We start from the raw sequence: 26,810 nt of genomic DNA, 5'->3' as shown, positions 1-26,810 counted from the left end.
CAGGTCGCTGACCACCGCCCACGCGTGCCTCCGACGAGTACACTTTCCGTCGGGGGCAACGCGGTGAAAGGGGCGGAAGTATGGATACTCGCAAGGCGTGGCGGAACATCCGCTGGGACAAGGGTCGCGACCAGGCCCTGGCCGTCTATCGGTCGCGCCGTGGCCGGCGCATCGGGCTCGGCGTGCTCGTCGCCATCGTGCTCTTCGGGCTGCTCGGCTTTCTCGCCGCGCCCTCGCTCATTCGTTCGCAGATCGCCTCCCGCGCCAGCACGGCGCTCGGTCGTCCGGTCTCCGTGGGCGAGGTCAGCCTCAACCCGTTCACCCTCAAGCTCACCATCGAGCGCCTCCACATCAGCGAAGCGGACGGCCATACGGCGTTCGTCGATGTCGACCGCCTGACCGCGAACGCCTCGTGGGCCTCGCTGTTCCGCGCGGCGCCGATCCTCGACGAGTTACGCGTCGAAGGTCCTCGCGTCCATATCCAGCGGACGGCGCCGCAGCGATTCAACTTCACCGACATCCTGGCTCGCCTGGCGAGCCAGCCGGCGGCGCCGGACACAGGGCCGGCCCGCTTCGCCGTATCGAACATCGCGCTGCATGGCGGCCAGATCGATTTCGATGACCGCGTGCTCGACGCCACGCACCGTATCGATCACCTCGAACTCGGCATCCCGTTTGTCGCCAGCCTGCCCAGCGACACGGACATCTTCGTACAGCCCTTGCTGGCGATGAACGTCGATGGCAGCCCGCTGAACGCCCAGGGCCAGACCAAGCCCTTCGCCAGCAGCCGCGAATCATCGATAACGTTCCGTTTCGATCATCTGGACCTGGCCCGCTACGTCGGCTTCGTGCCTGGTCCGTTGCCGGTCGCGGTACCCAGCGGGAAGCTCACCGGCGTGCTGGCGCTGAACTTCGTCATGGCGCAGGCGCACCCGAGCATCCGGCTCAATGGCCGTCTGGCTCTCGACGAGTTGAAGGTTACCGGCAAGGACGGATCGTCCTTGCTCGAACTGGGCCATGGCGCCGCCGACCTGACCGTGCTCGAACCGCTCACCTCCCGTTACCGGCTCGGCGCCGTGACCCTCGAGAGGGCGTCCGTTCGCTATGCGCGGCTACCCGGCGGCAAGAGCAACTTCGACGCGCTCACGTCAGGCGGGCCGCCCGATCCGAAAGCGGCGCCCATGGACGTTCGCATCGACAACCTCACGCTGAAGGACTCGCATCTCGAATACGCGGACCTCGCCGCGCCCGCACCGGCGCACCTCACCCTGGACCACCTGCAGGGCAGCCTGCGTGGCCTCAGTACGGTGAAGGCGCCGGCGGCCGCGCTCGACATGTCGGCAACGATGGCCGATGGTTCGGTGTCGACCCAGGGCAAGCTCGACCTCCCGGTGGGCAACTACGCCGGCAAGCTCGTCCTGAAGGAGGTATCGCTCTCGGCCCTGATGCCGCTGGCACCGCCCCTGATCAATGCCGACATCACCGGCGGCAAGATCGGTGCGGACGGCACGCTGGCACTCGATTGGCATGACGGTGCGAAGCTGCGCATCACGGCTGCGAAAGCACGACTGGACGGCTTCACGCTCGTGCCACGGGATGGCCGCGTGTCGCCCGTCACCTGGACATCGCTGACCGCGGGGATCGCCCTGATCGACATCGCCACCAGCGAAGCGCGGATCGATGAACTGCTGCTGGGTGGCTTGAGCCTGGACGTGCAACGCCTGGCCAATGGCAACCTCGACCTGGCCAGCGTGATGCCACCATCGGCCACACCGGCGCATCCTGCCGGTGCGGCCTGGCGCTGGAGTGTGGCCCATCTCGGCTTGAACGACGGCAAGATCACCCTGCGCGACGCGAAGGCACCCGGCAAACGCAACGCCGTCGCCATGGCCGCGACCGCCTTCAGCATCGATGGCTTGTCCGACGACTTTCGCAAACCGCTCAAGCTAGACCTCAAGGGCGCGCTGGGCGATGGCGCCTTTGCCGTCGTCGGCACGGTCAGGCCCGAGCCGCTGGACGCCGACCTGACGGTCCAGGCCACGCGCATCGACGTGGCACCGCTGCAGACCCTGGTCACGGTACCGCTCAATGTGCGGGTGAGCAGCGGACTGCTCAGCCTCGACGGCCAGCTGCGCTATGCCGCGCTGAAGGATGCGGCGCGCATCGGCTATCGCGGCAAGGCCACGCTGGGTCGCGTACGGGTGCTCGACAAGGTGACCAACGACGACTTCCTGCGCTGGACCTCGCTAAGCGCCACCAACATGGTGGTCGCCCTGGGCGAAGGGATTCCCCATGTCGCCATCGGCGGCCTCGCGCTGGATGACTTCTACGCGCGCGTCATCATCAATGCGACGGGCCGCCTCAATCTCCAGGACGTCGTTGCCAGCCCGGAAGCGCCCGGCGCGGTGTCGGTCACCCAGGCGCAGGCCAACCCCGAACCGAAGACCGCACCCGCGACTGCACCGGTTGCCGTCCCCGCCGCCACGGGCCCGGAGGCCGACATACGCATCGGCCAGATCACACTCACGCGCGGCCAGCTCAACTACACCGATAACTTCATCAAGCCGAACTACACCGCCGACGTCACCCAGCTGACGGGCAAGATCGGTGCCTTCGGCACGGTCGGCGGTGCACCTCCCGCTCCCCTCACCTTGCAGGGCCAGCTCGACAATAACGCACCCGTCGATATCGAGGGCACGATCAACCCATTGGCGCCGGTGGCCTTCCTCGACATCACGGCGAAGGCAGAGGGCATCCAGCTCACCAATCTCTCGCCCTACTCCGGCAAATACGCGGGCTATCCGATCACGCGCGGCAGGCTCAATGTCGATGTGCACTACACGCTCGACCAGCGCAAACTGAGCGCGGACAACCACATATTCGTCGACCAGCTCACCTTCGGCGACCGCATCGAGGGCCCGGGGATCAGCCATCTTCCGGTCAAGCTGGCCGTGGCGCTGCTCAAGGACAGCCAGGGACGGATCGATGTGCACGTACCGGTTTCCGGTTCGCTGGACGACCCTCACTTCAGCGTCGGCGGCCTGGTCTGGCGCGCGATCGGCAATCTCATCGTCAAGGCGGTCACCTCGCCGTTCCGCTTGCTTGCCTCCGCCGGCGGCGGTCGCGAGGATCTCGGCTACGTCGAGTTCGCGCCTGGCTCCGACGTCCTCGACCCGGCTGCACAGGACAAGCTCGGCCAGATCGTCAAGATCCTGGCCGACAAGCCCTCGATCAGCCTCGACATCATCGGCCGCATCGATACGAGCAAGGATGAGTCGGGCCTGCGCAAGGTGATGGTCGATGATCTCATTCGCAAGGAGCAGATCGACGCCAAGGGCGACGACACCTCCCCACCGACGGCGGAAGAACAGGACAAGTATCTGGAGCGCGCCTACCGCCACGCCGACTTCCCCAAGCCGAAGAATGTCATCGGCCTGACCAAGTCGCAGCCGCCGGATGAGATGCGCACCCTGATGGAAACCAACATGCCTGTGAACGCCGACGCCTTGCGACATCTCGCCGAACGTCGTGCGAACGCGGTTCGCCAGTGGCTGCAGGGCAAAGTCGACGACAAAAGGGTGTTCGTCCTGGCGCCGAAGCTCGATCCGAAGGGAATCGACGATGGCGGGAAGACCACCCGCGTGGATTTCGGACTTCACTGACGCCCCGGCGCGATCTACGGGTTTTCTCACTGGGCGGGAGGCCTCACAATTGAGAAATCCTCCCACCGGAACTCCCACCATGACCTATCCGGGCCAGACGCGCTTCGCCAGCGAACTCGACTCCATTCGCGAACAGGGCCTGTTCAAGAGCGAGCGCATCATCGTTTCGCCGCAGTCCGCCGAGATCGAACTCGAAGGCGGCCGCAAGGTACTCAACTTCTGCGCGAACAACTATCTGGGCCTGGCCGATCACCCCGATGTGATCCAGGCAGCCAAGGACGCCCTGGATACCCACGGCTTCGGTATGGCCAGCGTGCGCTTCATCTGCGGCACGCAGGATCTGCACAAGGAGCTGGAAGCGAAGATCGCAGCGTTCTTCGGCAAGGAGGACACGATCCTCTACGCGGCGTGCTTCGACGCCAACGGCGGCCTGTTCGAGCCCCTGCTCGGCGAAGAAGACGCGATCATTTCCGACGCGCTGAACCATGCGTCGATCATCGACGGCATCCGACTGTGCAAGGCCAAGCGGTTCCGTTACGCGAACTGCGACATGGCCGACCTCGAGGCCCAGCTGCAGGCGGCCGATGCCGCCGGCGCGCGCACCAAGCTGATCACGACCGATGGTGCTTTCTCGATGGACGGTTTCATCGCGCCGTTGGCCGAAATCACGGCGCTGGCGAAGAAGTACAACGCCCTGGTCCATATCGACGAATGCCATTGCACCGGCTTCCTGGGCGACACCGGACGCGGCTCCGCCGAGGTCCACGGCGTGCTCGACAAGATCGACATCATCACCGGCACCCTCGGCAAGGCCCTGGGCGGCGCACTCGGCGGTTTCACCACCGGCCGTCGCGAAGTCGTCGAACTGCTACGCCAGCGCTCACGTCCTTACCTGTTCTCGAACTCGCTTCCGCCGCATGTCGTTGCCGCCGGTAGCAAGGTGTTCGACATGCTGGATGCCGCCGGCGACCTGCGTGACAAGGTGAAGGAGAACACCCGCTACTTCCGCGAGAAGATGACCGAAGCCGGTTTCGACATCCGCCCCGGCCAGCATCCCATCGTTCCGGTGATGATCTACGACGCCAAGCAGGCCCAGGCGATGGCTACCGCCCTGCTCGAGGAAGGCATCTATGTCACGGGCTTCTTCTTTCCGGTCGTTCCGCAGGGGAAGGCACGCATCCGCACGCAGATGAGCGCGGCGCACACGCGTGAGCACCTCGACAAGGCGATCGCCGCGTTCACGAAGGTGGGTAAGCAGTTGGGCGTTTTGAAGGGTTGAGCAGATGGGCCGCGCTGGCGCGCGGATCGCCGCTGAAGCGGCTCCCACACGGAGCATCGCCGCTGAAGCGGCTCCCACAGGGGGCATCGCCGCTGAAGCGGCTCCTACAGGGGGCATCGCCGCTGGAGCGGCTCCCACACGGAGCATCGCCGCTGAAGCGGCTCCTACACGGGGCATCGCCGCTGAAGCGGATCCTACAGGGGCATCGTGGCGCTTTCTGTGGGAGCCGCTTCAGCGGCGATGGGGCTCACCTCACCGCCGCCTGAGTGCCGCCACCTCGGCATCGGAGAGGTGCCGCCACTGCCCTTTCGCCAGCTCACCCAACCGCAGCTCCCCGATGGCCGTGCGCAGCAGGCGCCGCACATCGAAGCCCAGCGAAGCGAGCAAGCGCCGGATATGCCGGTTGCGTCCTTCGTCGAGGGTCACCTCCAGCCAGGCATTGCGCTCACCCTGCCTCAGCAATGAAACGGCGGTGGCGCGCAGCGTTTCGCCCGCATCCATGACACCCGCGAGCATGGCGGCGACGGTCGCCTCGTCCGGGCGCCCTTCGACCTGTACGTGGTAGGTCTTCGCCACGTGCGTGGCGGGCTCGGTGATACCGGCGGCCCATACCGTGTCGTTACTCAGGAGCAACAAGCCCTCGCTGGCCTTGTCGAGCCGCCCCACCGGACCCAGCCAGGGCAATCCGGCGCCCTCCAGCAACGAATAGACCGTATCGCGTCCGCGCTCGTCGGCAGCGGTGACGACGACACCACGGGGCTTGTTCATGGCGATATAGACAGAGGCAGCCGTCGCCGCGCCCGCACCGTCGAGTTCGATCCGTTCGTGCCCGGCAATGGGAAATTCAGGATCGCGGACGATCCTGCCGTCCACGCGCACCCGCCCCTCGCGGGCAAGTTTCTCGCCCTGGCTGCGCGAGCAGATGCCGCGCTTGGAAAGCACGCGGGCAAGGCCGAACACGGGTGTCGTCGGGCGGCGCAACCGGGGACCAGGTGCGCGAGGAGGCTGGCGGGGCATCGTCATAGGATAACGCCCGGCCCGAATCGCAGACAAAAAAAACGGCATGCCGGAGCACGCCGTTTCGGAAATAGTCGTTGAAGGGCTTCCGTCAGATCTTTGCAATGCCTTCGGGACGCTTGGCGCCGACGAAGTGCTGGGCCCAGTAGGCCTCGTTGAGGCTGTCCACGCGCACCGTCTTGCCTGCCGACGGGGAGTGGATGAAGCGACCGTTGTCGATGTAGATACCGACGTGCGAGACGGCCTTGCCGCGAGTGCGGAAGAAGACCAGGTCGCCCGTCTTCATTTCGTTGCGCTTGACCTTCAGGCCGGCAAGGAACTGGCTGGCGGAGTTGGTCGGAAGATCGAGGCCGATGCTGTGGATGAACACGTAGCGGACGAAGCCGCTGCAATCGAAGCCGGTGGACGGGGCACGGCCACCGCGGTGGTAACGGATGTCGCGGAGCTTCATGGCGAAGGCCAGGAGCGACTCCCGGGCATGACCGTCGACGTGACCGGCCAGTTTGGCGGTAGCGGCGGCGACGAGACTGTCGTCGTCATCGTCGGCCTGGTTGTCGGCGTCGCCGGCGCTGGAAGCGACCTGGGCGGCGGCGGGAGCGGCAGCCGGTGCCTTGGGAGCGGTCAGGCTGGCCAGGTCGGGAACCGTCGATTGGGCGAGTGCCGCGGCCGGCGCAAACACCGGCAGATCGGTCAACAACAGCGAAGCAGACTGGTCGATGCCTTGCGAAGGCGTGACGGAATCGGCAAAGACAGGTGTTACGGCGGCGATACAAGTGGTGGCTAACGCGAGAGCGGTCAGTCGCTTTAACAGCATGAGCGAGAAGGCCTTTTCATCGGAAAGTTAAGCCGCCAAAGTGTGGGACGACCGTGAACGAGGGGTGAAGTTAGCAAACCCCATCCATCTAGTTGTTGGCATAAAGTTAAAAAATGCCATTCCTAGGAAATATTCAGAGAACTCGCAGGAAACTGCGGGCTGCGGGCGGGAATTCTGAATGGATATAAGGGCTTGCTTTCACATTTGTGACCGTATCCGGGGATCGTCACGACCGCCGGACCCGCCAATTCCCTTGTTAGACACCGCTAAGGCTTGTAGTTCCTCGCCCCGAAGATGGCACTGCCTATTCGCACCTCGGTACTGCCCTCAATAATCGCCAAAGCGAAATCGCCACTCATTCCCATGGATAGCCGATCCAGCGGAAATCCCGCCTCGCGACCCCTGTTGCGCGCCTGATACAAGGCCCGAAAGCAGCCCCGCACGACCGCCTCGTCCTCGGACGCCTCGGCCAGGGTCATCAGGCCGCGCACGCGCAGCGAGGAAAATGCCCGCATCTGCTCCAGGAAGCCGGCGAGCCGATCGGGGGCAAGGCCGAACTTGCTCTCCTCGCGGGAGGTCTTCAGCTGGATAAGGACGTCGATGCCCCTTCCCTGGGCCTGCAGGGCCTTGTCCAGGGCCACGGCCAGGTCCAGGCGGTCCAGCGACTGGACCTCGCTGGCGATCGCCGCCACGGGCTTCGCCTTGTTCGTCTGCAAATGGCCGATAACGACCCAGTCGAGGTTCTCGTCGGCAAGGGCCACGGACTTCGCCTGGATTTCCTGCACCTTGTTCTCGCCGAAGCGACGCAGCCCCAGGCCCACCGCTTCGCGGACGACCTGGGCGTCGAACGTCTTGCTCACTGGCAGCAGGGTGACCTCGGACGGATCGCGGCCCGCCTTCGCGCAGGCGGCGTCGATCGCCGCCCTCACGGCGGCCAGACGGCCGCCGAGCGTGGCGAGGTCGACGGTCATGCCCGGGACGCTTCCTGGAAGTGTCGCGCGACGACGTCGGCCACGACCATGCTCACGCGCTTGCCGGTGGGAATGTGCAGGAACTCGTTCGGGCCATGCGCGTTCGAGTGCGGCCCGAGCACGCCGGTGATCAGGAACTGGGCCTGCGGGAACTTCTCGCCCAACATGCCCATGAAGGGGATGCTGCCGCCTTCGCCCATATAGGCCGCCGGGGCGCCGAAGTAATGCTCGGAGGCCTTCGCCACGGCTTCTTCGAGCCAGGGCGAAAGCGCCGGCGCGTTCCAGCCACTGCCGTCCTTCTCGAGATCGAAGGTCACCTTTGCGCCATACGGCGGATCCTTCTCGAGCAACTGCTTGAGGAACTTGCCCGCCTCGGCGCCGGACAACGTGGGCGGTACGCGCAGGCTGAGCTTCACCGCCGTCTTCGGGCGCAGCACGTTGCCCGCGCTGTCGAGCGCCGGCATGCCACCGACGCCGGTCACGGCGAGCTGCGGGCGCCAGGTGCGGTTGAGGACCAGTTCGGCCAGGTCGCCGGTCACGGGCTTCATGCCCTCGACGAACGGGAACTTGTCGTAGATGTCGTTGCCGAGCACTTCGGCGGAGCGACGAGCCTGTTCGACGCGCTGTGCCGGAATGTCGACGTAGAGCTCCGACGGCACGATGGCGCCGGTCTGCGGATTCTCGAGCCGGCTCAGCAGATCGCGCAGGATACGGAAGCTGGACGGTACGACGCCGGAAGCATCGCCCGAATGCACACCCTCCTCCAGGACCTGCACGGTCAGGTTGCCGCCGGTCATGCCACGCAGCGAGGTCGTCAGCCACAGCTGGTCGTAGTTGCCACAGCCGGAGTCCAGGCAGACGACCAGCGCGGGATTGCCGATGCGCTCGGCGAGGTGGTCGACGTAGTACGGCAGGTCGTAGCTGCCCGATTCCTCGCAGGCCTCGATCATGATCACGCAGCGCGCGTGCGGAATCCCCTGATCGCGCAAGGCCAGCAGCGCCGCGAGCGAGCCGAAGATGGCATAGCCGTCGTCCGCGCCGCCACGACCGTAGAGCTTGTCGCCCTTGATCACCGGCGTCCACGGACCGAGGTCCTCGGCCCAACCCGTCATCTCCGGCTGCTTGTCCAGGTGGCCGTAGAGCACGACGGTTTCGTCGGTGCCCGCGCCCTGAACGCCCTGGGCCGGCACGTCGATATAGATCAGCGGGGTACGGCCTTCCAGGCGAACCACCTCGAGCGATGCGCCTTCGAGGGCACCGAGCTTCGAGCGCGCCCAGGTCTCCATGAGGGCCACGGCCTGGTCCATGTAACCGTGCTCACGCCATTTCGTATCGAACATCGGCGACTTGTTCGGGATGCGGATGTATTCGACCAGTTGGGGGACGATTTCCGCGTCCCAGAGGCCGCTGACGAAGGAGGAAATGCGGGAGGTATCCATGGGGAGAGGACTCGTGAGGTCAAAGGGCGATTGTACCAGTGCCTCGTAAGGGTGCCCCGTCGGACGGCCGCGGAAGGGACCGGCTACGGGTGGGCCCGTCCGCCGTGCGCGCGGCGCCGGTGACGCACGCCGCGCGTCCCGCCACGCCGGTTCGCCACCGCCGGATCGCCGGGCAGAGTGGCTCGGCGTCATCCGGCGCGTTCACCCAGGAGCCTCCATGAAACCCCTTGTCCTTGCCCTTGCCACCCTGTTGTTCGCCACGCCCGCCCTGGCCGGCACACCCGTCAACATCAACACGGCCGACGCCAACGCGCTGGCCCAGGCGCTGGACGGTGTCGGCCTCGCCAAGGCCCAGGCGATCATCGCCTGGCGCGAGGCGAACGGCGACTTCGACAGCGCCGACCAGCTCACCTCGGTGAAGGGCATCGGCCAGTCGCTGGTCGACAGGAACCGCGAGTCCATCCTCGTCGACGGCGCCAAGCCGGCGAAAAAAGCCCGACCGTCCCGTCCCGCCAAAGCCCGGGGCGCCGACGCCGAGGATTGACCACCCACCCCCTTCCGTCGCCGGCCGAACGCGCTACACTCGCGCCCCGTGCCGGCGGCGCTTTCTCCTGCGCCCTGCCGGTCGGAACAGGGGCCCGATGATCCAATGATCCTGCCGCGCTACCGTATCGCCGCTTCGGGTATTCCCGGGGCTGGCAAGGGCTTGTTCGTCGACGAAGACGTCGACGCCGGGCGCATCGTCACCGCGCCCGATGCCATCGACCGCACCCATTCCTGGGCCGAGATCCTCGCCACGCCCGCCCTGGCAGCCAACCAGTACGCCGCAGCCCGCTGGTTCGAGGACCGCTACACCGTTTCGCCCGAGTGGCCCGACGAGTGCTACGTCAACCACAGCTTCGAACCCACCGGCATCTGGCACCTGGGATTTATTTTTGCCGCGAAGAACCTGCCCCAAGGTACTGAAATAACAGTCGATTATCGCCACCTCCTCCCGCCAGACGAGAACGAGAGCTTTAATGACGGGGCAACTGGTGAGAAAATAACCGGCTTGTCCTGGCAGGACAGTCTCGCGCTAAGCACGCGCGCCCTCGCCGCCCTGCTCGGCTGATACCTTGGTTACCTCGATGGCAATGTCCGATATCCCTGTTCTGGAAACGCCGCGCCTGCGGCTGACCGCCCTCACCGAACGCCATTTCGACGATTACGCGAAAATGCTCGCGGACGCCGAGAGTACGCGCTGGATCGGCGACGGCCAGCCGCTGGATCGCATGAACGCGTGGCGCTCCATGGCCATGCTGCTCGGCCATTGGGCGCTCCGCGGTTGTGGCATGTGGGCAATCGAGCTGAAAGACACGGGCGAATTCGTTGGCCGTGCCGGCCTGATGAAACCGGAAGGCTGGCCCGACCTCGAGCTCGGCTGGATGCTCAAGCCGGAACACCGCCACCACGGATACGCCACCGAAGCCGGCGAAGCCATCCTCGCCTTCGCCTGGAACGAGATGCACGCCCAGCGTGTGATCAGTCTGGTGCGGATCGGCAACGAAGCCTCCGACCACGTCGCCGAGCGTCTCGGCGGCGAGCACATCGACAACATCGATTTCCTCGGCGGCGCGACCCACCTGTTCGCCTACTACCCGCCGCACCGCGAAGTCCGCCGCGCGAGCTGATTGCCCGCACGGCGAAAGCGCAAGCAATCAAAGCGCTGGCGCGAAATCCGTGCGGCGACGGCGCTGCGCCGAATTGACCGCGGCGATGCCGGCCATGGCAAGCAGTCGCGCCGTACGCATCCAGGCGAGCACGACCACACCCAACTGCACGATCAGGAAGGCGACGACCAGGCCGCTTCCCGAGGCCACCGTGTGGCCGCGCCATGCCCCGATCAGGACCGCCAGTGCCACACCGACGAGGGTGATGACGAGGTAGACCAGCAAACTCGCGAACGGCCGGCGAATGAACTGCACGAAGCCCCGCCCGAGCGCGCGGAAGGCCGAACGCAGCACGATGTCGGCGACGAACTGGGCACGCGCCGATTCGACGACGATCTGGGCGATCGCGAAGCACAGCAGAGCGACGGCGAGCGCGCCGTACGCGTACATATCGGCCGTGGCGGGCAGCAAGGCCGCGTCGGTACTGTCGTCCGCGAAGGACGACACGACCTTCGCGACGAGCGCGAACACGCCATAGGGAACCAGCGACAGCAACAGCAGACGCAGCATGCGTCCGTACTCGGTCGCACCCCCCTGCAACAGACCGCCGAAGCTCAGGGCGCGCCCGGCGCGTCCACCCGCGACAGCCATCCCGGTAAGGAAGGGCGAGGTGGCCAGCGTCAGGATCGTACCCGCGACGAAGGCCATGCCCATCCATGGATTGTTGCGTCCCAGCGCATTGAAGACATCGCCGAACATCAGCCCGTCGAAGTGCTTCGCCCAGGCCTCCGCGTGCACGGAATTGCCCAGCATGGCGTCGAGCGTGCTCCACAAAGGAAGCGCGACGACCAGCGTCGGCAGCAGCGAGATCAGGATCCACAGCAGCAGGAGACGCCACTGCAGACCGCCGAGGGCGCCGTTACCGATGGCGGCCAGGGCAGAACGTTTGGAATGGCTGTTCATAGCGTCCCCAGCACCGTGTAGATGCCCTGCAGCAGCGCGGCGAAATCCGAACCCCAACGGTTGGACGCGGCGTGATTGTCTTCGACAGTGCGGCTGTCGTTGAGCTTGTTGGCGTCGAGATAGATCTTGCGGTCAGGATCGAGTTCGGCCGAGGTGGCCCTCACCGGCTCGGTGAAGACGAAGCGTGCCCAGCGCCGGTCGTCATCCCAGCGCACGGTCTGCGCCGAGCCATCGGCGAAGGTCACCCGCAGCGTCTGCGGTACCTGCGAGCCATCGCGACGCACGGTGACCGTGGTCTTCCATGGAAAGGGACCGGTCCCCGGTTTCGCGTCGGGATGATCTTTCTCCCAGGCCTTGCGCTGCTTCTCTACGGCCTCGTCGTTGTCCTCATGACTCAACTCGACGCGCTTGCCATCCTTGATCGAGGTGCCGGCAAGCGGGAGCACTTCGTCGCTGACGATCTCGCTGACGCGATCGTCCACGGTCTCGGTGCCGTACACGTACTGATCGAACACCTGGGCCACGACAGCCGGCTTACCCGACGATTCGGCGAGACTCGCCTGCAGGTCGGCGATCGACGGGTGGCGGAAGTGCCACGTGGCGTAGTAGTCGCGAAAAGCCTTCTCCATCACCGGCTTGCCGAGGCGTTCCTCGAGATCGTGCATGGCCGTGGCCGTGCGCGAATACACCGTGACATAGTCGGAACTGGACAGGCGGTCCCATGCATTCTGGCCCAGCGGATCGGCAGGATGGGCAAGGGTGGAAAGCATCCGTTCGAGCATGAAGGGACCGATCGGCGCCTCGACGCCGAAGAATTTCCAGATCGGTTGGGTGAGATAAACCTGCCGGCCGTGCTCGCGCAGCATGCGCTCGTCCCAATATTCGTTGAGGCCCTCGTCGAGCATCGGCTCCTCGAACTCGTTCGAGGCGAGAAGCCCGTAGAAATAACCGTGACCGAACTCGTGAATGGTCACGAAGTCGAGCAGATACTCGTTCAAGGTCTTCGGCACCAGCGGGGCGACATGGTCCGCGGTGAAGAAGGTCGGGTATTCCATGCCACCGGCTTCGCTCGCATTGAACGGCGGCACGACGGCGGTCAGCGTCTTGTACGGATACGGACCGAGCGTCTGCGAGAAATAGGCGATCGAATCGATCGATGCCTTCAGCACGGGCTTGGCGTCCAGTTCGTACTCGGCGGGATAGATCACCCGGACCTTGATTGTCGGGCTGCCCGGCACGCTGTAGTCGCTGTCCAGCGTCTTGTAGCCGGGCGCGGCCATCCAGGCGAAGTCGTGCACGTCGGCCTGGACGAAATGCCAGACCAGGTCGTTGCCCTCGGCCGTGGGATCGCCCTGCTGTTCGCCCACCGCGCCGACGACATACTCTTTGGGCACGGTCATGCGCACGTCGTACTCGCCGAAGTCGGCGTAGAACTCGCTGTTGAAGTGGAACTCGTGCACGTTCCAACGCGGCTCCGTGGCACCCCGCTCCCCGGGCAGCTCGAGGACGCCGATCTTCGGGAACCACTGGCCGACCAGATGAAACTTGCCCACATATCCGGTGCGCTCGATGACACGCGGCAACTGACTGTGAAAGGTCATGTCGAGCGTGACGCTGCCGCCTGCCGGCACGGGCTGCGCGAGATCGACACGAACGACGGTGTGGTCGGTGGCCGGGCCGCCATCCGGGTGCACGTAGCGCCATGTCAGCCGGGCACCATCCTGATCGACGTTGCCCAGGTCGATGTGGCCCCATTCGCCCTTCTTCACTTCGGCGATGCCGCGCGAACCACCGTGCGCGGCAAGCACGTCGCGCTCGGTGAAGAAGGTACTGCCCTGCCCTTCGAAGGCGTTGAGGTAGAGGTGCAGGAACACCGCATGCACCGGGCGGTCGCTGCGATTGCGCCAGGTCAACTGCTGCTGGCCGTCGACCGTGTGCCTGTCCGGATCGAGGCGTGCCTGGATCCGATAGGACACCACGCGATCGGACAAGGTCGCTTCGCTTCCCGTGCGAGCGCCACCCCAGGCATTCGCGGCGCTCGGCGTCCTGACGAAGGCGGCGTGCGGCGGGGCGAACGGGATTTCCGCCGGCACGTCGGCGACGGTCGCGACACTCGCAACACTCGCGACGGTCGCGACCGTCGCGGCGGGCACCGGCAGGCCGGTCTGGGCCCAGGCAGCCGCGGCACATGAAAACACGCCCGCGGCGATGCAACGAACGACTCTGGCTGCCTTACGGCGCATGGATCCACCCTCCCCTGATAACCCAGCGAGATTGCGGGCTCCGACACCGGCCCGATATAGGCCAGAGGTCACGGTTGAAGAGAGTAACGGTCAGCCCGGAAAGGCGCGTTCGCGCATCCACTTGGTCACGATCCATTTCTCGCCGCGCAGCACCGGTGCGCCGCCATGCAAGGTCAGTGGATCGAGCGAGCCGTCGGCCGCGGTGTATTCGAAGTACAGGGCCTGACCCTTGCGCGGCACGTAGCTGAAATCGATGCGGGGAAAGATCGTCTCGCCGCCGGCTTCGACATCCTGCAGGTACATGATCAAGGTGGACACGCGCTGGCCGCCGGTCGCGAGGTGCGGCTGACTGCCCTGTTCGTCCGGCTGAAAGTAGTCGAAGTGCGGCAGGTATTCACCGCCCAGGCCGTAACGCATCACCTGGAGGCCTTCACCGCGATCTTCCGGTAAGCGCATGATCGCCGCCGTGCGCGCGTCGATGCGGCGGATGAGTTCGTTCTCGGCGCGCTGGAAGTACGCGCCATCGCTGGTGCGTATGTCCATGACGGTGTTCACGCCATCCGCCACGCCGACGACGGCCGAGCGTTCGAGTCGGGGGATCGCCATCCGCATCAGCGCATCGCATTCGTCGTCGCCGAGTACGTCGTCGAGTACGGCGATGGTCGGCCGGGCGACACGCAGCAGCACGCGGACATCGCGGTCGGGGGTGTGCAGGACATGGCCGTCGTCCAGACGACCGTGGAAGGGCGTAAGCGCGGACGCGTGCGCGGCGACCGGTGCGACCGCGCTGCCGAACAGCGCCGTGACGATGGCCTCGCGGGCCACGCCTTCGTCGAACTGGTTTGCCTTCATCGTTCCCAGCAGGTCGGCCGGCGAATTGCCGGCGGCAAGAGCCTCGCGGATCCAGTCCTGCCAGTCCTGGGTGACCTTCGTGTGGAAGCGCGTTTCCAAATACGTTGCCTGCGTCGTTGCGGTGCTATCGCTCACATTGTGCCGCGATCGGCGGCTGGGGTGGGCGTTGGCGCGGTATCTTCGCCTTCTTCCAACCAGGCGAGTTTCCTTGCCTTGGGCAAGCGTTTGACCGCCCATTCCGCCTTCGAGGCCGCGGATCGATCGGCGAAGGCACGCGAGCCCAGCAGCCGTACGGGGGGATTGGCCCGGGTGAAGCGGGCCCCCTTGCCGGCGACGTGCGCGGCATAGCGCGCCGGGAGGTCGTTCGTGATCCCCGCGTACCAGGCGCCATTGCGGCATTCGATGAGATAGACGCACCACATGGCGTAAGGGTAGCGCCTGCCGCCTACAATGGATCGATGAACGCCCACTACAACCTGGCCGTCAACCTTCCGCTGCGCCAGGCGCCCGCGGAGCATCTCGCCGCCGCCCTCGCGGCCTTCCCCGTGGGTCCCGAACTGCTGGCCTACCCCTCGATGGAAGGCGGACTGGGCATCCGCGAAGCGATCGCCGGCTGGATGCGCCGCCGCTGCGGCCATATCGTCGTCGATCCTCGTCGCCTGGTGGTCACCCTCGGCGCGCGGCACGCGCTCTCGTTGGCGCTGGACGAAGCGTGCTTCGCCGGCGAGACACTGCTGGTGGAATCGTCGACCTACCATGGCTTGCGCGCCAGCGCCGAGGCGCGCGGCATCCGCGTCGCCGGCGTGGGCATGGATGGCGACGGCATGTTACCCGCCGAACTGGAGCGTCTCGCGGCGACAACCGGTGCGCGCTGCGTCTATCTGCAGCCCACGCTGCAGAATCCGACGACCGCGACGATGCCCCTGGCACGCCGTCGCGAGATCGCAGCCGTGGCGACGCGGTGCGACCTGACCATCATCGAAGGCGACGTGTACTCGCCGTTGGCATGGCACGGCCGCGACCAGCTCCCACCGCTCGCCGAACTGGTCCCGGACCGCTGCCTCCATGCCGGCGGTATCGGCAAGGTCCTCGGTCCGGGACTTCGCGTGGGCTGGCTCCTGCTTCCCGACGAGGCCAGCCATCAGCGTGCGGCGTCGACGATCCGGTTCGCTACCGACGGCCTGCCCGCCCTGCTCCCGGCCATCGTGGCCGGATGGATGGCGGACGGCGTCGCCGATGCCTTGCTGACGCAACTTGCGGACCGCATGGTCGAGCGTAACCGCCTCGCTCGCGCCATCCTCGGCGACGACCTGGTCGCCGCAAATGGTCTGCACGTGTGGCTGCCGGGCAACGACGCCGCCGACCTGGAAGCGCGAGCGCTGGCGCGCGGCGTTCACGTCGCTCCCGTAAAGCCGCTGGCCGCCGACGGCGAACACGCCGCAGGCGTTCGACTGTGCCTCGGCGCCGAGGAAGACCTCGATCGACTCGAAACAGCGCTGCGGATCGTCGCCGGGGTGCGCTGAGGACCGCGCCTTCGGGCAACGGAAGGCTGGCGATCAGCCCTTGGTCGCGGTGAGCTTCTCGAGCGCCTTGCCGACGGCGGCGAAGGCGAACGCGCCGGTGACATGCGTCGCCGCCCCGAGACCACCGCCGCAGTCCAGCTTCAATGCGTCGCTTCCGGGAGGCCGGACGCCGCATACGCTGCCGTCGGCCTGCGGGTACTGCACGTTCTGCATCGAGTAGACGGCCGAGACGCCGAAGAAGCGATCGGGGTTGCGCGGAAAGCCGTGCTCCTGGCGAAGCTTCTTCCGGATCATGCTGAGCATGGCGTCGTGCTCGGTACGCGAGAGGTCGCGAACCCGGATCAGGGTGGGATCCGTGCGCCCCCCAGCCGCGCCGACGGTCACCAGGGGCACCTTGCGCCGGCGGCACCAGACCACGGTCTCGAGCTTCACCTTGAGCGCATCGCAGGCGTCGATCACCACGTCGTAGTGGCGGTCCAGCAGTTCGTCCAGCGTGGACGGGGTGAGGAACCGCTCCATCGCTTCGAGACGGATGGTCGGACTGATCGCGTGGGCCCGCTCGGCGACCACGCCGACCTTGGGCTTGCCGTACTGGCCGTCCAGGGCGTGCATCTGCCGGTTGGTGTTGGACAGGCAGACGTCGTCGCCGTCGATCAGGGTGAGCCGGCCGATGCCGCTGCGGGCCAGCGCTTCGGCGGCCCACGAACCAACGCCACCCACGCCGATGACGCATACGTGCGCGTTGGCGAGGCGGTCCAGGGTGCCGCGGCCGTAAAGCCGCTCGATGCCGGCGAAGCGTTCGGCCTGGGCCGTACTCACGGGGATCTCGGTGTGGGGTATTACGCTCATTGTCTCATATTGAAAGAATGGAACCGTCCGCTATGCTGACGGCCCGGAGAGCCATGGATCACCGATGCGCGCGCTGCTTCTCGTCATCCTGGGACTGGCCGTGGGCGCCATGGGCGCCACGTTCGCCCTGGCGGCCCTTCACCAGGGCACCCCGTTCCACAGTGGCGTGATGGCCGTGATGCAACACCACATGGGCGCACTGCAGGCCAAGGTGCGGGCGAAACAGTGCGATGCCAAGGGCAGCACCGACCGTCTGGCCCGCATGCGGGAAGCCGCCGGCGACCTCCGCGAGGCCTTCCCCGATATGGAGCCCGAATTCTTCCGGGCCGACGACAGCCTCCTCGAGGCGCTCGACAGCGCCGTCGCCGCCGGGCCGGAGACCTGCGCGGCACTCATCGCCGCCCTGAAACCGGTAGGCGACGCCTGCCAGTCGTGCCACCAGCATTACCGCTGACATGAACGAGTTGCCACCCGACAGGCCCACTGGCTTCCTGCGCATGCAGTGGTGGCTGCTGGTGCGCGCCATGGCGCGCTTCGAAACGACCATGTTCCTGCGCACGCGTTATTCGCAGCCGAAGATGGTCGCGATCGGCGTGGTCGGCAGCTTCTGCCTGGCCGTGTATTACCCGGTCTGGGCGTACCTGTTTCCGCAACCTTACGAAAACCTTCCCATGCGGCTGGTGTGCAGCGCCACCTTCATTCCGCTGGCCCTGCTGCCCTGGTGGCCACGCCGGCTGCGCACGCACCTGCCCACGTACTGGTATTTCGCGATGACGGTCGCGATGCCCTTCTTCGTCGGCTACATGACCCTGCGTAACGCCACGCCTGCCTGGTTGATGACCCACCTCGCCTGCGTGATGCTCCTGATGATGTTGTTCGACATCGTCAGCTTCCTGCTCGTCTTCAGCATCGGCAGCGTGCTTGCCGGCGTGGTGTTCGTGCTATCGCCGGAGGCGCACCTGCACGCGCAGACGATGCTCGAATACATTCCGCTGCTGCTGTTCGGCATGGTCGGCGGAGCCACATGCACGGTTTCCTCGACAATGGCCGAGCAATCGCGGATCGAAGCCCTCACCGCGGCGTCGAACAACATCGCCCATGAGCTTCGTACACCGCTCGGCTCCCTGCGTATCGCCGCGCGCGCCGTGGCCCGTTTCATGCCCGACCTGATCCGCAGCCATCGCCTGGCCGAGGGCGAGGGCCTTCCGGTCCCGGAACTTCGCGCGCAGAACCTGCACGCGCTGGAGCGCAGCATCGGGGTCATGGAGCGCGAGGTCACCTACGCCAACACGATCATCGACATGCTCCTGCTTTCCGCCCGGCCGATCGGCGAGGTGCCGCTGATCCCCCTCACCGCCCGCGAATGCGTGGAGCAGGCCTTACGCCGGTTTCCCTACGGCTCGCGTGCCGAGCGCGAACGGATCACCCTTTCGCCGACCGGGGATTTTTCCCTGCTTGGCGAGGAAAGCCTGGTCGTCCACGTCCTGTTCAATCTGCTGCGTAATGCGCTTTTTCATACCGATCGGGCCGGCAAGGGCGAGATCGGCGTGTTCATCGAGCCCGGCGAAGCGGGTGGTCGCATCCGTGTCTACGACACCGGCCCGGGCATCCCGGCGGACGTCGTACCTCGTGTTTTCAACCGTTTCTACTCGTATTCGAGCGACAGCCCGGGCACCGGGTCGATCACCGGGCTAGGAATAGGTCTCGCTTTTTGCCGCGCGGCGATGGAGCATATGGGAGGTGGCATCGTCTGCCGAACCAATCTGGGTGAATTCACCGAATTCACCCTAACCTTTCCGCATGCGGAGACCGGGGACCGGCAGTGATGACGTTGAACTCGCAGGGCGATATCCAGCCCTTCCACTTTCCAACGACGACGTTCCTCGTGGATGACCACGAGGAATACCTCGACGTCGTACCGCTCCTGCTCGACCCGATGGTGCGCGTACGCACCTTCAGTTCGCCGCGCAGCGCGCTGGCCACGCTGGGCAACAACGGCAGCCGCCCGGTTCCGGGTGGCGGCTGGCTGTACCGATGGAAGGACCGCCCGTCCGAAACGCAGGAGCTCGTGGCACTCGATATCGACTCGATCCACCGCGTGGTCTACGACCCGGAGCGCTTCGCCGAGATTTCGGTGGTCGTGGTGGATCAGGCCATGCCCGAGATGGATGGCATCACGTTTTGCAAGCGCTTGCCGAATCCGCATATCGGGAAGATCCTGCTGACCGGCCGCGCCGACGATGCCACCGCGATCGACGCCTTCAATTCGGGGGTCATCGACCGTTTCATCCGCAAGAACGACCCGCTGGCCATCGAGAAGTTGCAAACCGCGATCACCGAGCTGCAGCGCCGCTACTTCGAACGGGCCAGCGCCTTCGTCGCGGAAACCCTGGCCCTGGGCAATTTTCGCTTCCTGCGCGATCCGGCGTTCCGCGAGGTGCTGCAGAGCGTCACGGCCACCTTCCAGCCGGTGGAGTGCTACGTACACTGCAATCCCACCGGTCTGCTGCTGATCGACGCCTGGGGCATCGGGCGCTTCCTGCTCGTCCAGACCGACGAGGACATGCGTACCCACTGTGAAATCGCGGACGATCTGGGCGCCCCGAAGGCCATCCTCGACGCCCTCATCGGCCGCGAGGCCCTGCCCTGGTTCCGTTCGGCCGACGGCTTCTACACCAGGGGTCTGGAGAATCCGGAAGCCCACATGTACCCGGCGACAGCGGTTTCCGGCGAACAGTGGTACTACTACGCGTTGATCGACGACGTGGAACGCTTCCGCCTGCAACACATCAAGTCGTATCGGAGCTGGCTGCGCGAGCAGGACCTGAGCCTCTCTGCAGATAGCAGGCCACGTTTCATCTAATCGGGCTCATTTCTCAATCTATAGGACGCCTTCGTACCGGACCATCCGGTGCGCCGGGCGTCCTTTGTCGCGTGCCTGCCGTCGTTCCGACGCGCGGGCTGCGCGACGTCTCTCTAAGTAATGGCATGAGGCCGGAGCCCGCCCGCCAGCGGGCTTCGCAGGACGCCTCTCTCAATCTTCATGCGTCTGCCCGGGCGAGGCCGACGTGCGTGCGCCGTCCGCAGGACGGCGTCGTGGATATCGCCCATTCCCTTGCCAGAGAGAGAGAGAACCATGGAAAACGTTTCCGTCCTGCATCGCATCGCCAAAGCGCCGACGCTTCCTCACTTCGTGCAGCGCAGGGTCGACAAATTTCACAACGAACGGGTTGCCATCGACTGGGGTGGCCGTCACATTTTGCGAGGCCGGCAACCGACCGATGCCGATTTGATGCTGCAGAGCAACGACTATCTGGCGATCGCCGGACATCCGGCCATCGTGGAAGCGCAACGCGACGCCTTGGCCAATGGCGGACTCGGCATGATGATGTCGGCACTGTTCCAACAACACGCCGACGACCCGCTGCACCGCGTCGAAGCGGAACTCGCACGCGCTGTCGGCAGCGAAGACGGCATTCTCGCGCAATCCGGTTTTGCCGCCAACGTCGGCCTGATCCAATCCATCGCCGGCGAACGCGTGCCCGTCTACGTCGACATGCTGGCGCACGCTTCCCTCTGGGAAGGTATTCGCAGCGCTGGCGCACGGGCCGTGTCGGTGCTGCACAACGACATGACCCATCTCGAACGCCAGGTGCTGCGCAACGGACCAGGCGTCATCGTGGTCGATGCGGTATACAGCACGAACGGCAGTGTGGCGCCGCTGGTCGAGATCGCCAGGATCGCCCACGAGCGCGGCTGCGTGCTCGTCGTCGACGAATCGCATTCGCTGGGCACGCACGGGACGCGGGGCGAAGGCCTGGTGGCCAGCCTCGGCCTCAATCACCGCGTCCACTTCATCACCGCCAGCCTGGCCAAGGCCTACTGCTCGCGTGCCGGCTTCATCGCCTGCACCACGGCGTTCAAGGACTACTTCGGCTGCGAGGCGCTTCCGGCGATCTTCAGCTCCTCACTGCTCCCTCACGAGTTGGCCGGTCTGTCCGCGTCACATCGCGTCATCCAATCCGAAGGCTGGAGGCGCCAACGACTGCGGCAGGTGACGCGTCGCGTCCGCGGCGAGTTGACCGACCTGGGCTATCCCATCGCGGACGGCACCGAGCAGATCGTGGCATTCGAAGCCGGCGCTGAGATCCTTACAGGACACGTACGCGATGTCATGGAACGGCACGGCGTGTTCGGCTCGGTGTTCAGCGCGCCGGCGACGACGGTCAACCGTTCGCTGCTGCGCCTGACTCTCAATGCGGGCATGACCGACGCCGACGTGGAACGGCTGATCCAGGTGTGCCGCGTGGCGCGCGATGCGATGGACCTGCCGGCATGGAGTGCCACGCGCCGCTCGACGAGGGATGCCGCGCGCTCGCCGTCGACGGAAGTCGCCTGACCTTCGGCGCGGGCCTCTCGGCAAGTGCTCAGCGCAGCGAGACGCGCCCGCGCAGGATGTCCCAGAACATCGCCCAGTCACCCATCAGGCTGTAGAACGGATGGCGGAAGGTGGCCGGGCGATTTTTCTCGAACACGAAGTGCCCGACCCAGGCGAAGCCATAGCCACCGACCAGCGCCAGCAACAGCCAGCGCAGTTGCCCGGTGGCCAGGAGCATCGCCAGCGCCACGAGCACGATCCAACTGCCGGCGAAATGCAGGCGTCGGCAGCGTACGTCGGCATGCTCGCCGAGGTAATACGGATAGAAATCACGGAAGCTGGCAAAGCGTGCCATCGCGGGCTCCGATCAATACTCGGGCAAGGGAATTCGTTCGTACTCGTCGCCGGGAACGATGGGAAACCGTCCCTGCGACCAGTCGAGCTTGGCGGCCTCGATCAGCTCCGGCGAACTCGCGACGAAATTCCACCATAGATGACGCTCGCCATCGAGGGGCGCGCCGCCGAAGAGCATGACCAGCGAGGGCTCCGTCGCCGTGAGCACGGGCGGTTCGCCGTCATGGGCCACGCCCATATCCAGGGCCCCCAGCGCGAGATCGCCGAAGCGGGCGGCGCCCTCCACCACATAAGCGCCCCACTCCCGATGCTGCTCCGGCATGGTCAGCGAGGCTCCGGCCTCGAGCCGCGCCTCGACGAAGAACATCGGGGCGTACACGCGTACCGGCGACGTCGCGCCGAAAGCATCGCCGGCGATGACCACGAGGTCCGCGCCAGCTCGCTTCACCTTCGGCAACGCATCGGCGCCGTGATGATGGAACTCGGGTTCGATCCGCTCATGGGTCTTCGGTAGCGCCAACCATACCTGGATACCGTGCAGGTTCTGGCCGTGGTGACGCTCGTCCGGCGGCGTGCGTTCGGAATGGACGATACCGCGCCCCGCCGTCATCCAGTTCACGTCGCCCGGGTGGATGTCGACGGCACTGCCAAGGCTGTCGCGATGGCGGATCGCACCGGCGAACAGCCAGGTGACCGTGGCCAGACCGATGTGCGGATGCGGGCGCACGTCCATGCCGGTGTCCTCGCCGAAGGCCGCGGGGCCCATCTGGTCGAAGAAAACGAAGGGCCCCACGTGGCGGGCCTTGAGGTGGGGCAACATGCGCCGCACGACAAAGCCGCCCCCGAGATCGCGCTGCTTGCCGTCGATGGGGACTATCGTCATGGGGCGCCTCTCCGGGTGTGGTAGGCGACAAGCGTAGCCGATGCACGGAACGCGGTGATGGATCGTTCCCGGCGCCCTATCCGGCTTGCATCCACTCGGCCAACCGGCGCGCTATGTCCGCCGGTACCTTCATCCATGCAAAGTGATCGGCAGGTTTGCCGGAGAGATCGTCGGCACCGATGACGTCGATCCGTCGCGGCGCTTCCGGCATCTTGCCGAGCAGGAAATCCAGCGACGTTTCGGGGGCGAACCAGTCGTCGCGGAGGCGCTGGGCGAAGACCGGCGCCCGCTGTCGGCCCAGGGCCGCCTCGAGATCCACGTCGATACCTCGCCCGGCATAACGCCCGGTGCGGCCCGTGCGCGACCAGTCGCCAATGACGCCACGGGCCTCGTTGCCGCCGAAACCCACCTGGCGCCCCGGAAGCCAGCCGACCACGTTGGCCAGCACGGGAGCAGCGACGAGAGCCAGGCCTACCCAGGGCTTGAAGCAACGCCAGTAAGGCGCGCCACTGCCCACGAGCGCCAGCCCGGCCAGGGGCAGCGATGTCGTCGCGGCGAGCAGGCTGGCCAGTTGTCCGCCCAGACTGTGTCCACCGACATAAAGAGGTGACGACGGCACCGCCTTCCGCAGGGCGTGCAGACTGCTCGGGAGGTCGTCGGTGAGAAGTTCGCGGTAGCCCCAGTCGGAGCGTCGGCCAGGCCGCCGGTCGCTGGAGCCGATCCCGCGCCACTCGTGTACGGCTACAGCGATGCCGCGAGCGGCCAACGCAAGCGCCAGGGATTCATAGTGGCGCGCGGCCACGCCGAGGGCCGGGACCCAGAGCAAGGTGGCAAGTTCGTCCCCGTCGGGGCGATAGAGGACCAGATCGGCGGATGCGCCGTCGGCCATATGCAACCGGATGGCCTCGCGTAGCGGGCGGTCCAGGGTGGCTGCATTCACTGAGCGATCAGTCATGCACCCAAAAGCTCTCTCGGTGCGAATGCACCGAGAGAGCAGAAGTCGTGCAAGAACGAGCGGCGCGAGCCAGCCCGAACAATTACTTCGGGTTGACGTTATCCGCCTGCGGGCCCTTCTGGCCCTGAGTTACGGTGTACTCGACCTTCTGACCTTCCTGCAGCGACTTGAAGCCGTTGCCCTGGATCGAACGGAAATGCACGAATACGTCCGGGCCGCCTTCATCCTGAGTGATGAAGCCGAAGCCCTTTGCGTCGTTGAACCACTTAACAGTACCAGTTGCCATCACACACACCTCTATCCAACACTCGAAAACCCGGCTCGCGAGCCGGCGACTTACTGGGAATGCAGGACCGGGTGAGGCGATGGAGCGTAAACTTCGCGCTTACATCGGGCCACTCTCGTGACCGCGCAGACACAGTAGGGTGGATGATAACCACATTTGACCCAAGTTCTGTAGGGGAATGCCTACATAGGACGATTTTTTGACGTCCATCACGACTTTTTTCGTGAAAATGGCGACTTTCTTAGGAATAATTCGGTGGGTCGCCGGTCATTTCCGATTCACGGGCATGAAAAAAGCCGGGCGTTGCCGCCCGGCTTTTCATGCGGCAAGGATGTCAGAAGGCTTACGCCTTGTTGACTTCCTCAGCCTGCAGACCCTTCTGGCCGTTGACGACCTTGAAGGAGACCTTCTCGCCTTCGGCGAGGGACTTGAAGCCGTTGCCCTGGATGGCGCGGAAGTGAACAAACACGTCCGGGCCGTTCTCACGGGAGATAAAGCCGAAGCCCTTGGCGTCGTTGAACCACTTGACGGTGCCGATTTCACGATCCGACATAGAAACACTCCAATACATTGTGTAGCGAATAAAACCGGCGATCGGTTGACCGCCGCTGGAACTGGTGTGCAAGGAAACGCGAGGAGCGAAGCGATGTTGCGGATCCGTGATCAGCTGCATCGGGTCAACGTAACTCTATGACCCCGGCAAACACAGTCGGCGAACTATACTCGTCCCTTCGATAAATAGCGATGGCACCCCTCCAGGGCCTGCCAGGGCCCGCCCTGACGCTCCCTTCACCCCTCGGCGGCACATGCTTGCCTCCCGTCGCACCCGCCGTGCGATTTTTCGCCTACCATCCGTCCACGTTCAGTCCAAGGGGGACCGCCATGACCCGACATCTCACCCGCCTCGTCCCGCTGGCCGTTTGCGCACTGGCTCTGGCCGCTTGCGCCGACCACAAGCCCAAGCCGGCCACCACCCAGACCGTCACGGCCTCGCCGAGCTCGACGACGAGCACGACCACGACGAAGTCCCGTAGCGCCACCACCAGCGTGACCAACGCCCCGGCCGCCAAGAAGACCTCCGGCGCGACGGCACCTGCGGCGAACGGGCCGTTGCCGGACAGCACGGGCATCGCCGCCTGCGACGAGTACCTGGCCAGCTACAAGAGCTGCCATCTGGCTGCCGGCGTCTTCGCCCGCGACCAGATCGAACCCCGCTACGAAATGATGCGCACCAGCCTGCTCCGTCAGTCGCAGGATCCGGACATGCGCGATCAGCTGCAGAACCGCTGCGTCTCCCTGGCCACCCAGCTCAAGGACGCCCTGCATGGCAAGTCGTGCGCGGATACGCCGGCGCCCGCTTCCACGCGCTGAGTCATCCCGCGAGCGCGGTACGAAGCAATGCGGCCAGCCCCCGGGGCTGGCTGCGTTGGATCGCGATTCGTGGCGTGGCATGCCATCCTGCGCACTCGCCGATCGCCGAGGCAATGCCCGCGACCAGGCCGGGTGAAGCCGAGACCCCCGCCTCCAGCCAGACACCGATCACCTCGAACAAGCCCTCCTGCCGGTGCGCCTTCGCATCCAGGCGGCCAACGAGGCGCCCTCGATGCAGGATAGGCAGCACGTAGTAGCCGTACATGCGTTTCGCCGCCGGCGTGTAGCACTCCAGCGTGTACTCGAAGTCGAACAGGTCCATCGCACGGGCACGGTCCCACACCACCGGATCGAACGGTGAGAGAAGGGTCGTGCGGGTCGCCCTCAGAAGGTTGGCCGCGGCTTCGTCCAGCAAGGACGCGTGATCGCGGTGCACATAGGCCGGCTCGTTCCAGCCCTCCACCGCCACCTCGATCAGCAGGCCCTGCGCGACCAGTGGGGTGAGTTCCGCGTCCGTCACCCGTGGCTTCAGGCGGAAATAGTCGGCGATCCAGCGGGCTTTCGCGACCCCCAGCGCACGCACGCTCTCCAGGATGAAGTGACGGCGGACATCCGCTTCGTCGAGCGCGCCTACGGGCGGCGGCTCGACCCAGCGGGCGGTGACCCGCTCGGCGAGATCGTAGACGCGCTGGAACCGCTCGCGGCGCGTCACCATCAGCGCGCCGAGGGCGAACCACGCCTCCAGCCAGCGTTTTTCCGGCTTCCAGCCCCACCAGCCTTTGGCAGCGGGCGCATCCCGCTCGAAGTCCGCGGCACGGAGCGGCCCTTCGTTACGGATCCGCTCGAGCAGGAGATCCATGTCGGCACCGGCCTCGGCGCGCGTACGCTCGGCGCTCTTGTGGGCCCAGTGACCGCCGCGACCGGAACGGTAGTCGCGGTGGAAACGATATTCGGACGAGGGAACGAACGACGCTTCGTGCGCCCAGCACTCGGCAATGTCGCCCTCTGCCAGCGCCTCGTCCAGCCATGCGCTGCGATAGGCACCCAACCGCGAAAACAGCACCATGTACGGGCTCCGCGCGACGACGTTGATCGTGTCGATCTGCAGCATGCCCATGGCGGCGATGGTCGGGCCAATGTCGCTGCGTTTCGCCTTCCGCGTGCGACGGCGAAGCAAGCCTTGTGCGGCAAGGTGGATCAGCTGCACGGATCGGCGGGAGAGCCGGAGCACGTCGCCTGTGGAGACGACGTCGGATACGCGTGACGGCACGGTATAGGCCTGATCGCAGTTGGGTCGCCATTAAATCGTTCCTTGCTAGCGT

Annotated in this window: 26 protein-coding genes; 11 read left to right on the top strand and 15 right to left on the bottom strand. The window is 65.8% G+C overall.

Going from position 1 to position 26,810, the window contains the following annotated elements; translation table 11 throughout:
* Positions 1-80: 80 nt before the first annotated feature.
* Both VM621_RS04705 and kbl read left to right on the top strand, forming a co-directional pair.
* On the top strand, positions 81-3,662 hold the full coding sequence (locus tag VM621_RS04705; RefSeq protein ID WP_325467830.1) for a DUF748 domain-containing protein: 3,582 nt from the start codon (positions 81-83) through the stop codon (positions 3,660-3,662).
* A 79-nt stretch (positions 3,663-3,741) separates the two neighbouring features.
* A complete protein-coding gene (gene kbl / locus VM621_RS04700) occupies positions 3,742-4,941 on the top strand; it encodes a glycine C-acetyltransferase (protein WP_325467829.1) in 1,200 nt (399 codons plus the stop codon).
* Positions 4,942-5,193: 252 nt separating this feature from the next.
* On the opposite strand, the gene VM621_RS04695 is transcribed toward kbl, so the two are convergent.
* From VM621_RS04695 to VM621_RS04680, 4 genes are all read right to left on the bottom strand, one after another.
* The gene (locus VM621_RS04695) at positions 5,194-5,958 is read right to left on the bottom strand and encodes a pseudouridine synthase (RefSeq protein WP_414674490.1); all 765 of its coding nucleotides are present in this window, start codon (positions 5,956-5,958) and stop codon (positions 5,194-5,196) included.
* Between the two features lie 91 nt (positions 5,959-6,049).
* Positions 6,050-6,772, bottom strand: coding sequence for a C40 family peptidase (locus VM621_RS04690; protein WP_325467827.1), 723 nt, complete (start codon positions 6,770-6,772; stop codon positions 6,050-6,052).
* A 266-nt stretch (positions 6,773-7,038) separates the two neighbouring features.
* Positions 7,039-7,743, bottom strand: coding sequence for a YggS family pyridoxal phosphate-dependent enzyme (locus VM621_RS04685; RefSeq protein ID WP_325467826.1), 705 nt, complete (start codon positions 7,741-7,743; stop codon positions 7,039-7,041).
* Positions 7,740-9,182 (bottom strand): M20 family metallopeptidase, encoded by a 1,443-nt coding sequence (locus tag VM621_RS04680; RefSeq protein WP_325467825.1) that lies wholly within the window; start codon positions 9,180-9,182, stop codon positions 7,740-7,742. The genes VM621_RS04685 and VM621_RS04680 overlap by 4 nt, the downstream gene beginning before the upstream one ends.
* 217 nt (positions 9,183-9,399) lie before the next feature.
* Here VM621_RS04680 and VM621_RS04675 point away from each other — a divergent pair, with 217 nt between their 5' ends.
* The 3 genes from VM621_RS04675 (at position 9,400) to VM621_RS04665 (ending at position 10,852) form a co-directional block, all read left to right on the top strand.
* Complete coding sequence (locus VM621_RS04675) at positions 9,400-9,726, top strand: ComEA family DNA-binding protein (RefSeq protein WP_325467824.1); 327 nt, start codon at positions 9,400-9,402, stop codon at positions 9,724-9,726.
* Between the two features lie 105 nt (positions 9,727-9,831).
* Positions 9,832-10,293 (top strand): SET domain-containing protein, encoded by a 462-nt coding sequence (locus tag VM621_RS04670; protein WP_325467823.1) that lies wholly within the window; start codon positions 9,832-9,834, stop codon positions 10,291-10,293.
* Between the two features lie 22 nt (positions 10,294-10,315).
* Positions 10,316-10,852 (top strand): GNAT family N-acetyltransferase, encoded by a 537-nt coding sequence (locus tag VM621_RS04665; protein ID WP_325467912.1) that lies wholly within the window; start codon positions 10,316-10,318, stop codon positions 10,850-10,852.
* 27 nt (positions 10,853-10,879) lie between these two features.
* On the opposite strand, the gene VM621_RS04660 is transcribed toward VM621_RS04665, so the two are convergent.
* The 4 genes from VM621_RS04660 to VM621_RS04645 all read right to left on the bottom strand — a co-directional run bounded on the left by VM621_RS04660 (position 10,880) and on the right by VM621_RS04645 (position 15,311).
* Entirely contained in the window at positions 10,880-11,794 is a 915-nt protein-coding gene (locus tag VM621_RS04660; protein WP_325467822.1) for a hypothetical protein, read from the bottom strand.
* On the bottom strand, positions 11,791-14,037 hold the full coding sequence (locus VM621_RS04655) for a M1 family metallopeptidase (RefSeq protein WP_325467821.1): 2,247 nt from the start codon (positions 14,035-14,037) through the stop codon (positions 11,791-11,793). The genes VM621_RS04660 and VM621_RS04655 overlap by 4 nt, the downstream gene beginning before the upstream one ends.
* Before the next feature lie 90 nt (positions 14,038-14,127).
* Complete coding sequence (locus tag VM621_RS04650) at positions 14,128-14,988, bottom strand: 2OG-Fe(II) oxygenase (RefSeq protein WP_325467820.1); 861 nt, start codon at positions 14,986-14,988, stop codon at positions 14,128-14,130.
* Positions 14,989-15,020: 32 nt separating this feature from the next.
* Positions 15,021-15,311, bottom strand: a complete 291-nt coding sequence (locus VM621_RS04645) for a GIY-YIG nuclease family protein (protein WP_325467819.1) — start codon at positions 15,309-15,311, stop codon at positions 15,021-15,023.
* Positions 15,312-15,347: 36 nt separating this feature from the next.
* Here VM621_RS04645 and VM621_RS04640 point away from each other — a divergent pair, with 36 nt between their 5' ends.
* Positions 15,348-16,412 (top strand): PLP-dependent aminotransferase family protein, encoded by a 1,065-nt coding sequence (locus VM621_RS04640; RefSeq protein ID WP_325467818.1) that lies wholly within the window; start codon positions 15,348-15,350, stop codon positions 16,410-16,412.
* A 33-nt stretch (positions 16,413-16,445) separates the two neighbouring features.
* Here the strand turns inward: VM621_RS04640 and VM621_RS04635 are convergent, their stop codons facing one another.
* Entirely contained in the window at positions 16,446-17,261 is an 816-nt protein-coding gene (locus VM621_RS04635; RefSeq protein WP_414674486.1) for a tRNA threonylcarbamoyladenosine dehydratase, read from the bottom strand.
* Between the two features lie 64 nt (positions 17,262-17,325).
* Here VM621_RS04635 and VM621_RS04630 point away from each other — a divergent pair, with 64 nt between their 5' ends.
* From VM621_RS04630 to cqsA, 4 genes are all read left to right on the top strand, one after another.
* Positions 17,326-17,715 (top strand): cytochrome C, encoded by a 390-nt coding sequence (locus VM621_RS04630; protein WP_325467816.1) that lies wholly within the window; start codon positions 17,326-17,328, stop codon positions 17,713-17,715.
* A gap of 1 nt (position 17,716) precedes the next feature.
* Positions 17,717-19,087 (top strand): HAMP domain-containing sensor histidine kinase, encoded by a 1,371-nt coding sequence (locus tag VM621_RS04625; protein WP_325467815.1) that lies wholly within the window; start codon positions 17,717-17,719, stop codon positions 19,085-19,087.
* The gene (locus VM621_RS04620; RefSeq protein WP_325467814.1) at positions 19,087-20,124 is read left to right on the top strand and encodes a response regulator; all 1,038 of its coding nucleotides are present in this window, start codon (positions 19,087-19,089) and stop codon (positions 20,122-20,124) included. Before VM621_RS04625 ends, VM621_RS04620 begins: the two co-directional genes overlap by 1 nt.
* 273 nt (positions 20,125-20,397) lie before the next feature.
* A complete protein-coding gene (gene cqsA / locus VM621_RS04615; protein ID WP_325467813.1) occupies positions 20,398-21,660 on the top strand; it encodes an alpha-hydroxyketone-type quorum-sensing autoinducer synthase in 1,263 nt (420 codons plus the stop codon).
* 28 nt (positions 21,661-21,688) lie between these two features.
* Here cqsA and VM621_RS04610 read toward each other — a convergent pair whose 3' ends face one another.
* The 5 genes from VM621_RS04610 to VM621_RS04590 form a co-directional block, all read right to left on the bottom strand.
* On the bottom strand, positions 21,689-21,994 hold the full coding sequence (locus VM621_RS04610; RefSeq protein WP_325467812.1) for a DUF962 domain-containing protein: 306 nt from the start codon (positions 21,992-21,994) through the stop codon (positions 21,689-21,691).
* Between the two features lie 12 nt (positions 21,995-22,006).
* Positions 22,007-22,876, bottom strand: a complete 870-nt coding sequence (locus VM621_RS04605; protein ID WP_325467811.1) for a pirin family protein — start codon at positions 22,874-22,876, stop codon at positions 22,007-22,009.
* A gap of 76 nt (positions 22,877-22,952) precedes the next feature.
* Complete coding sequence (locus VM621_RS04600; protein WP_325467810.1) at positions 22,953-23,831, bottom strand: alpha/beta fold hydrolase; 879 nt, start codon at positions 23,829-23,831, stop codon at positions 22,953-22,955.
* Between the two features lie 82 nt (positions 23,832-23,913).
* Positions 23,914-24,117 carry a transcription antiterminator/RNA stability regulator CspE gene (gene cspE / locus VM621_RS04595; RefSeq protein WP_046967384.1) on the bottom strand — a complete coding sequence of 68 codons (204 nt, stop codon included), beginning with the start codon at positions 24,115-24,117 and terminating at the stop codon, positions 23,914-23,916.
* 343 nt (positions 24,118-24,460) lie between these two features.
* Complete coding sequence (locus VM621_RS04590) at positions 24,461-24,670, bottom strand: cold-shock protein (RefSeq protein ID WP_046967385.1); 210 nt, start codon at positions 24,668-24,670, stop codon at positions 24,461-24,463.
* A gap of 329 nt (positions 24,671-24,999) precedes the next feature.
* Between VM621_RS04590 and VM621_RS04585 the strand changes: the two genes are divergently transcribed.
* Positions 25,000-25,488 (top strand): hypothetical protein, encoded by a 489-nt coding sequence (locus VM621_RS04585; protein WP_325467809.1) that lies wholly within the window; start codon positions 25,000-25,002, stop codon positions 25,486-25,488.
* A 1-nt stretch (position 25,489) separates the two neighbouring features.
* Here the strand turns inward: VM621_RS04585 and VM621_RS04580 are convergent, their stop codons facing one another.
* A complete protein-coding gene (locus VM621_RS04580) occupies positions 25,490-26,758 on the bottom strand; it encodes a winged helix-turn-helix domain-containing protein (protein ID WP_325467808.1) in 1,269 nt (422 codons plus the stop codon).
* Between the last annotated feature and the right edge of the window lie 52 nt (positions 26,759-26,810).

The sequence above is a fragment of the Luteibacter sp. genome, assembly GCF_035539195.1.
Lineage (GTDB): Bacteria > Pseudomonadota > Gammaproteobacteria > Xanthomonadales > Rhodanobacteraceae > Luteibacter.
Note: the sequence above shows the minus strand (reverse complement) of the source record. Positions and strands in the feature narration are given on the sequence as shown.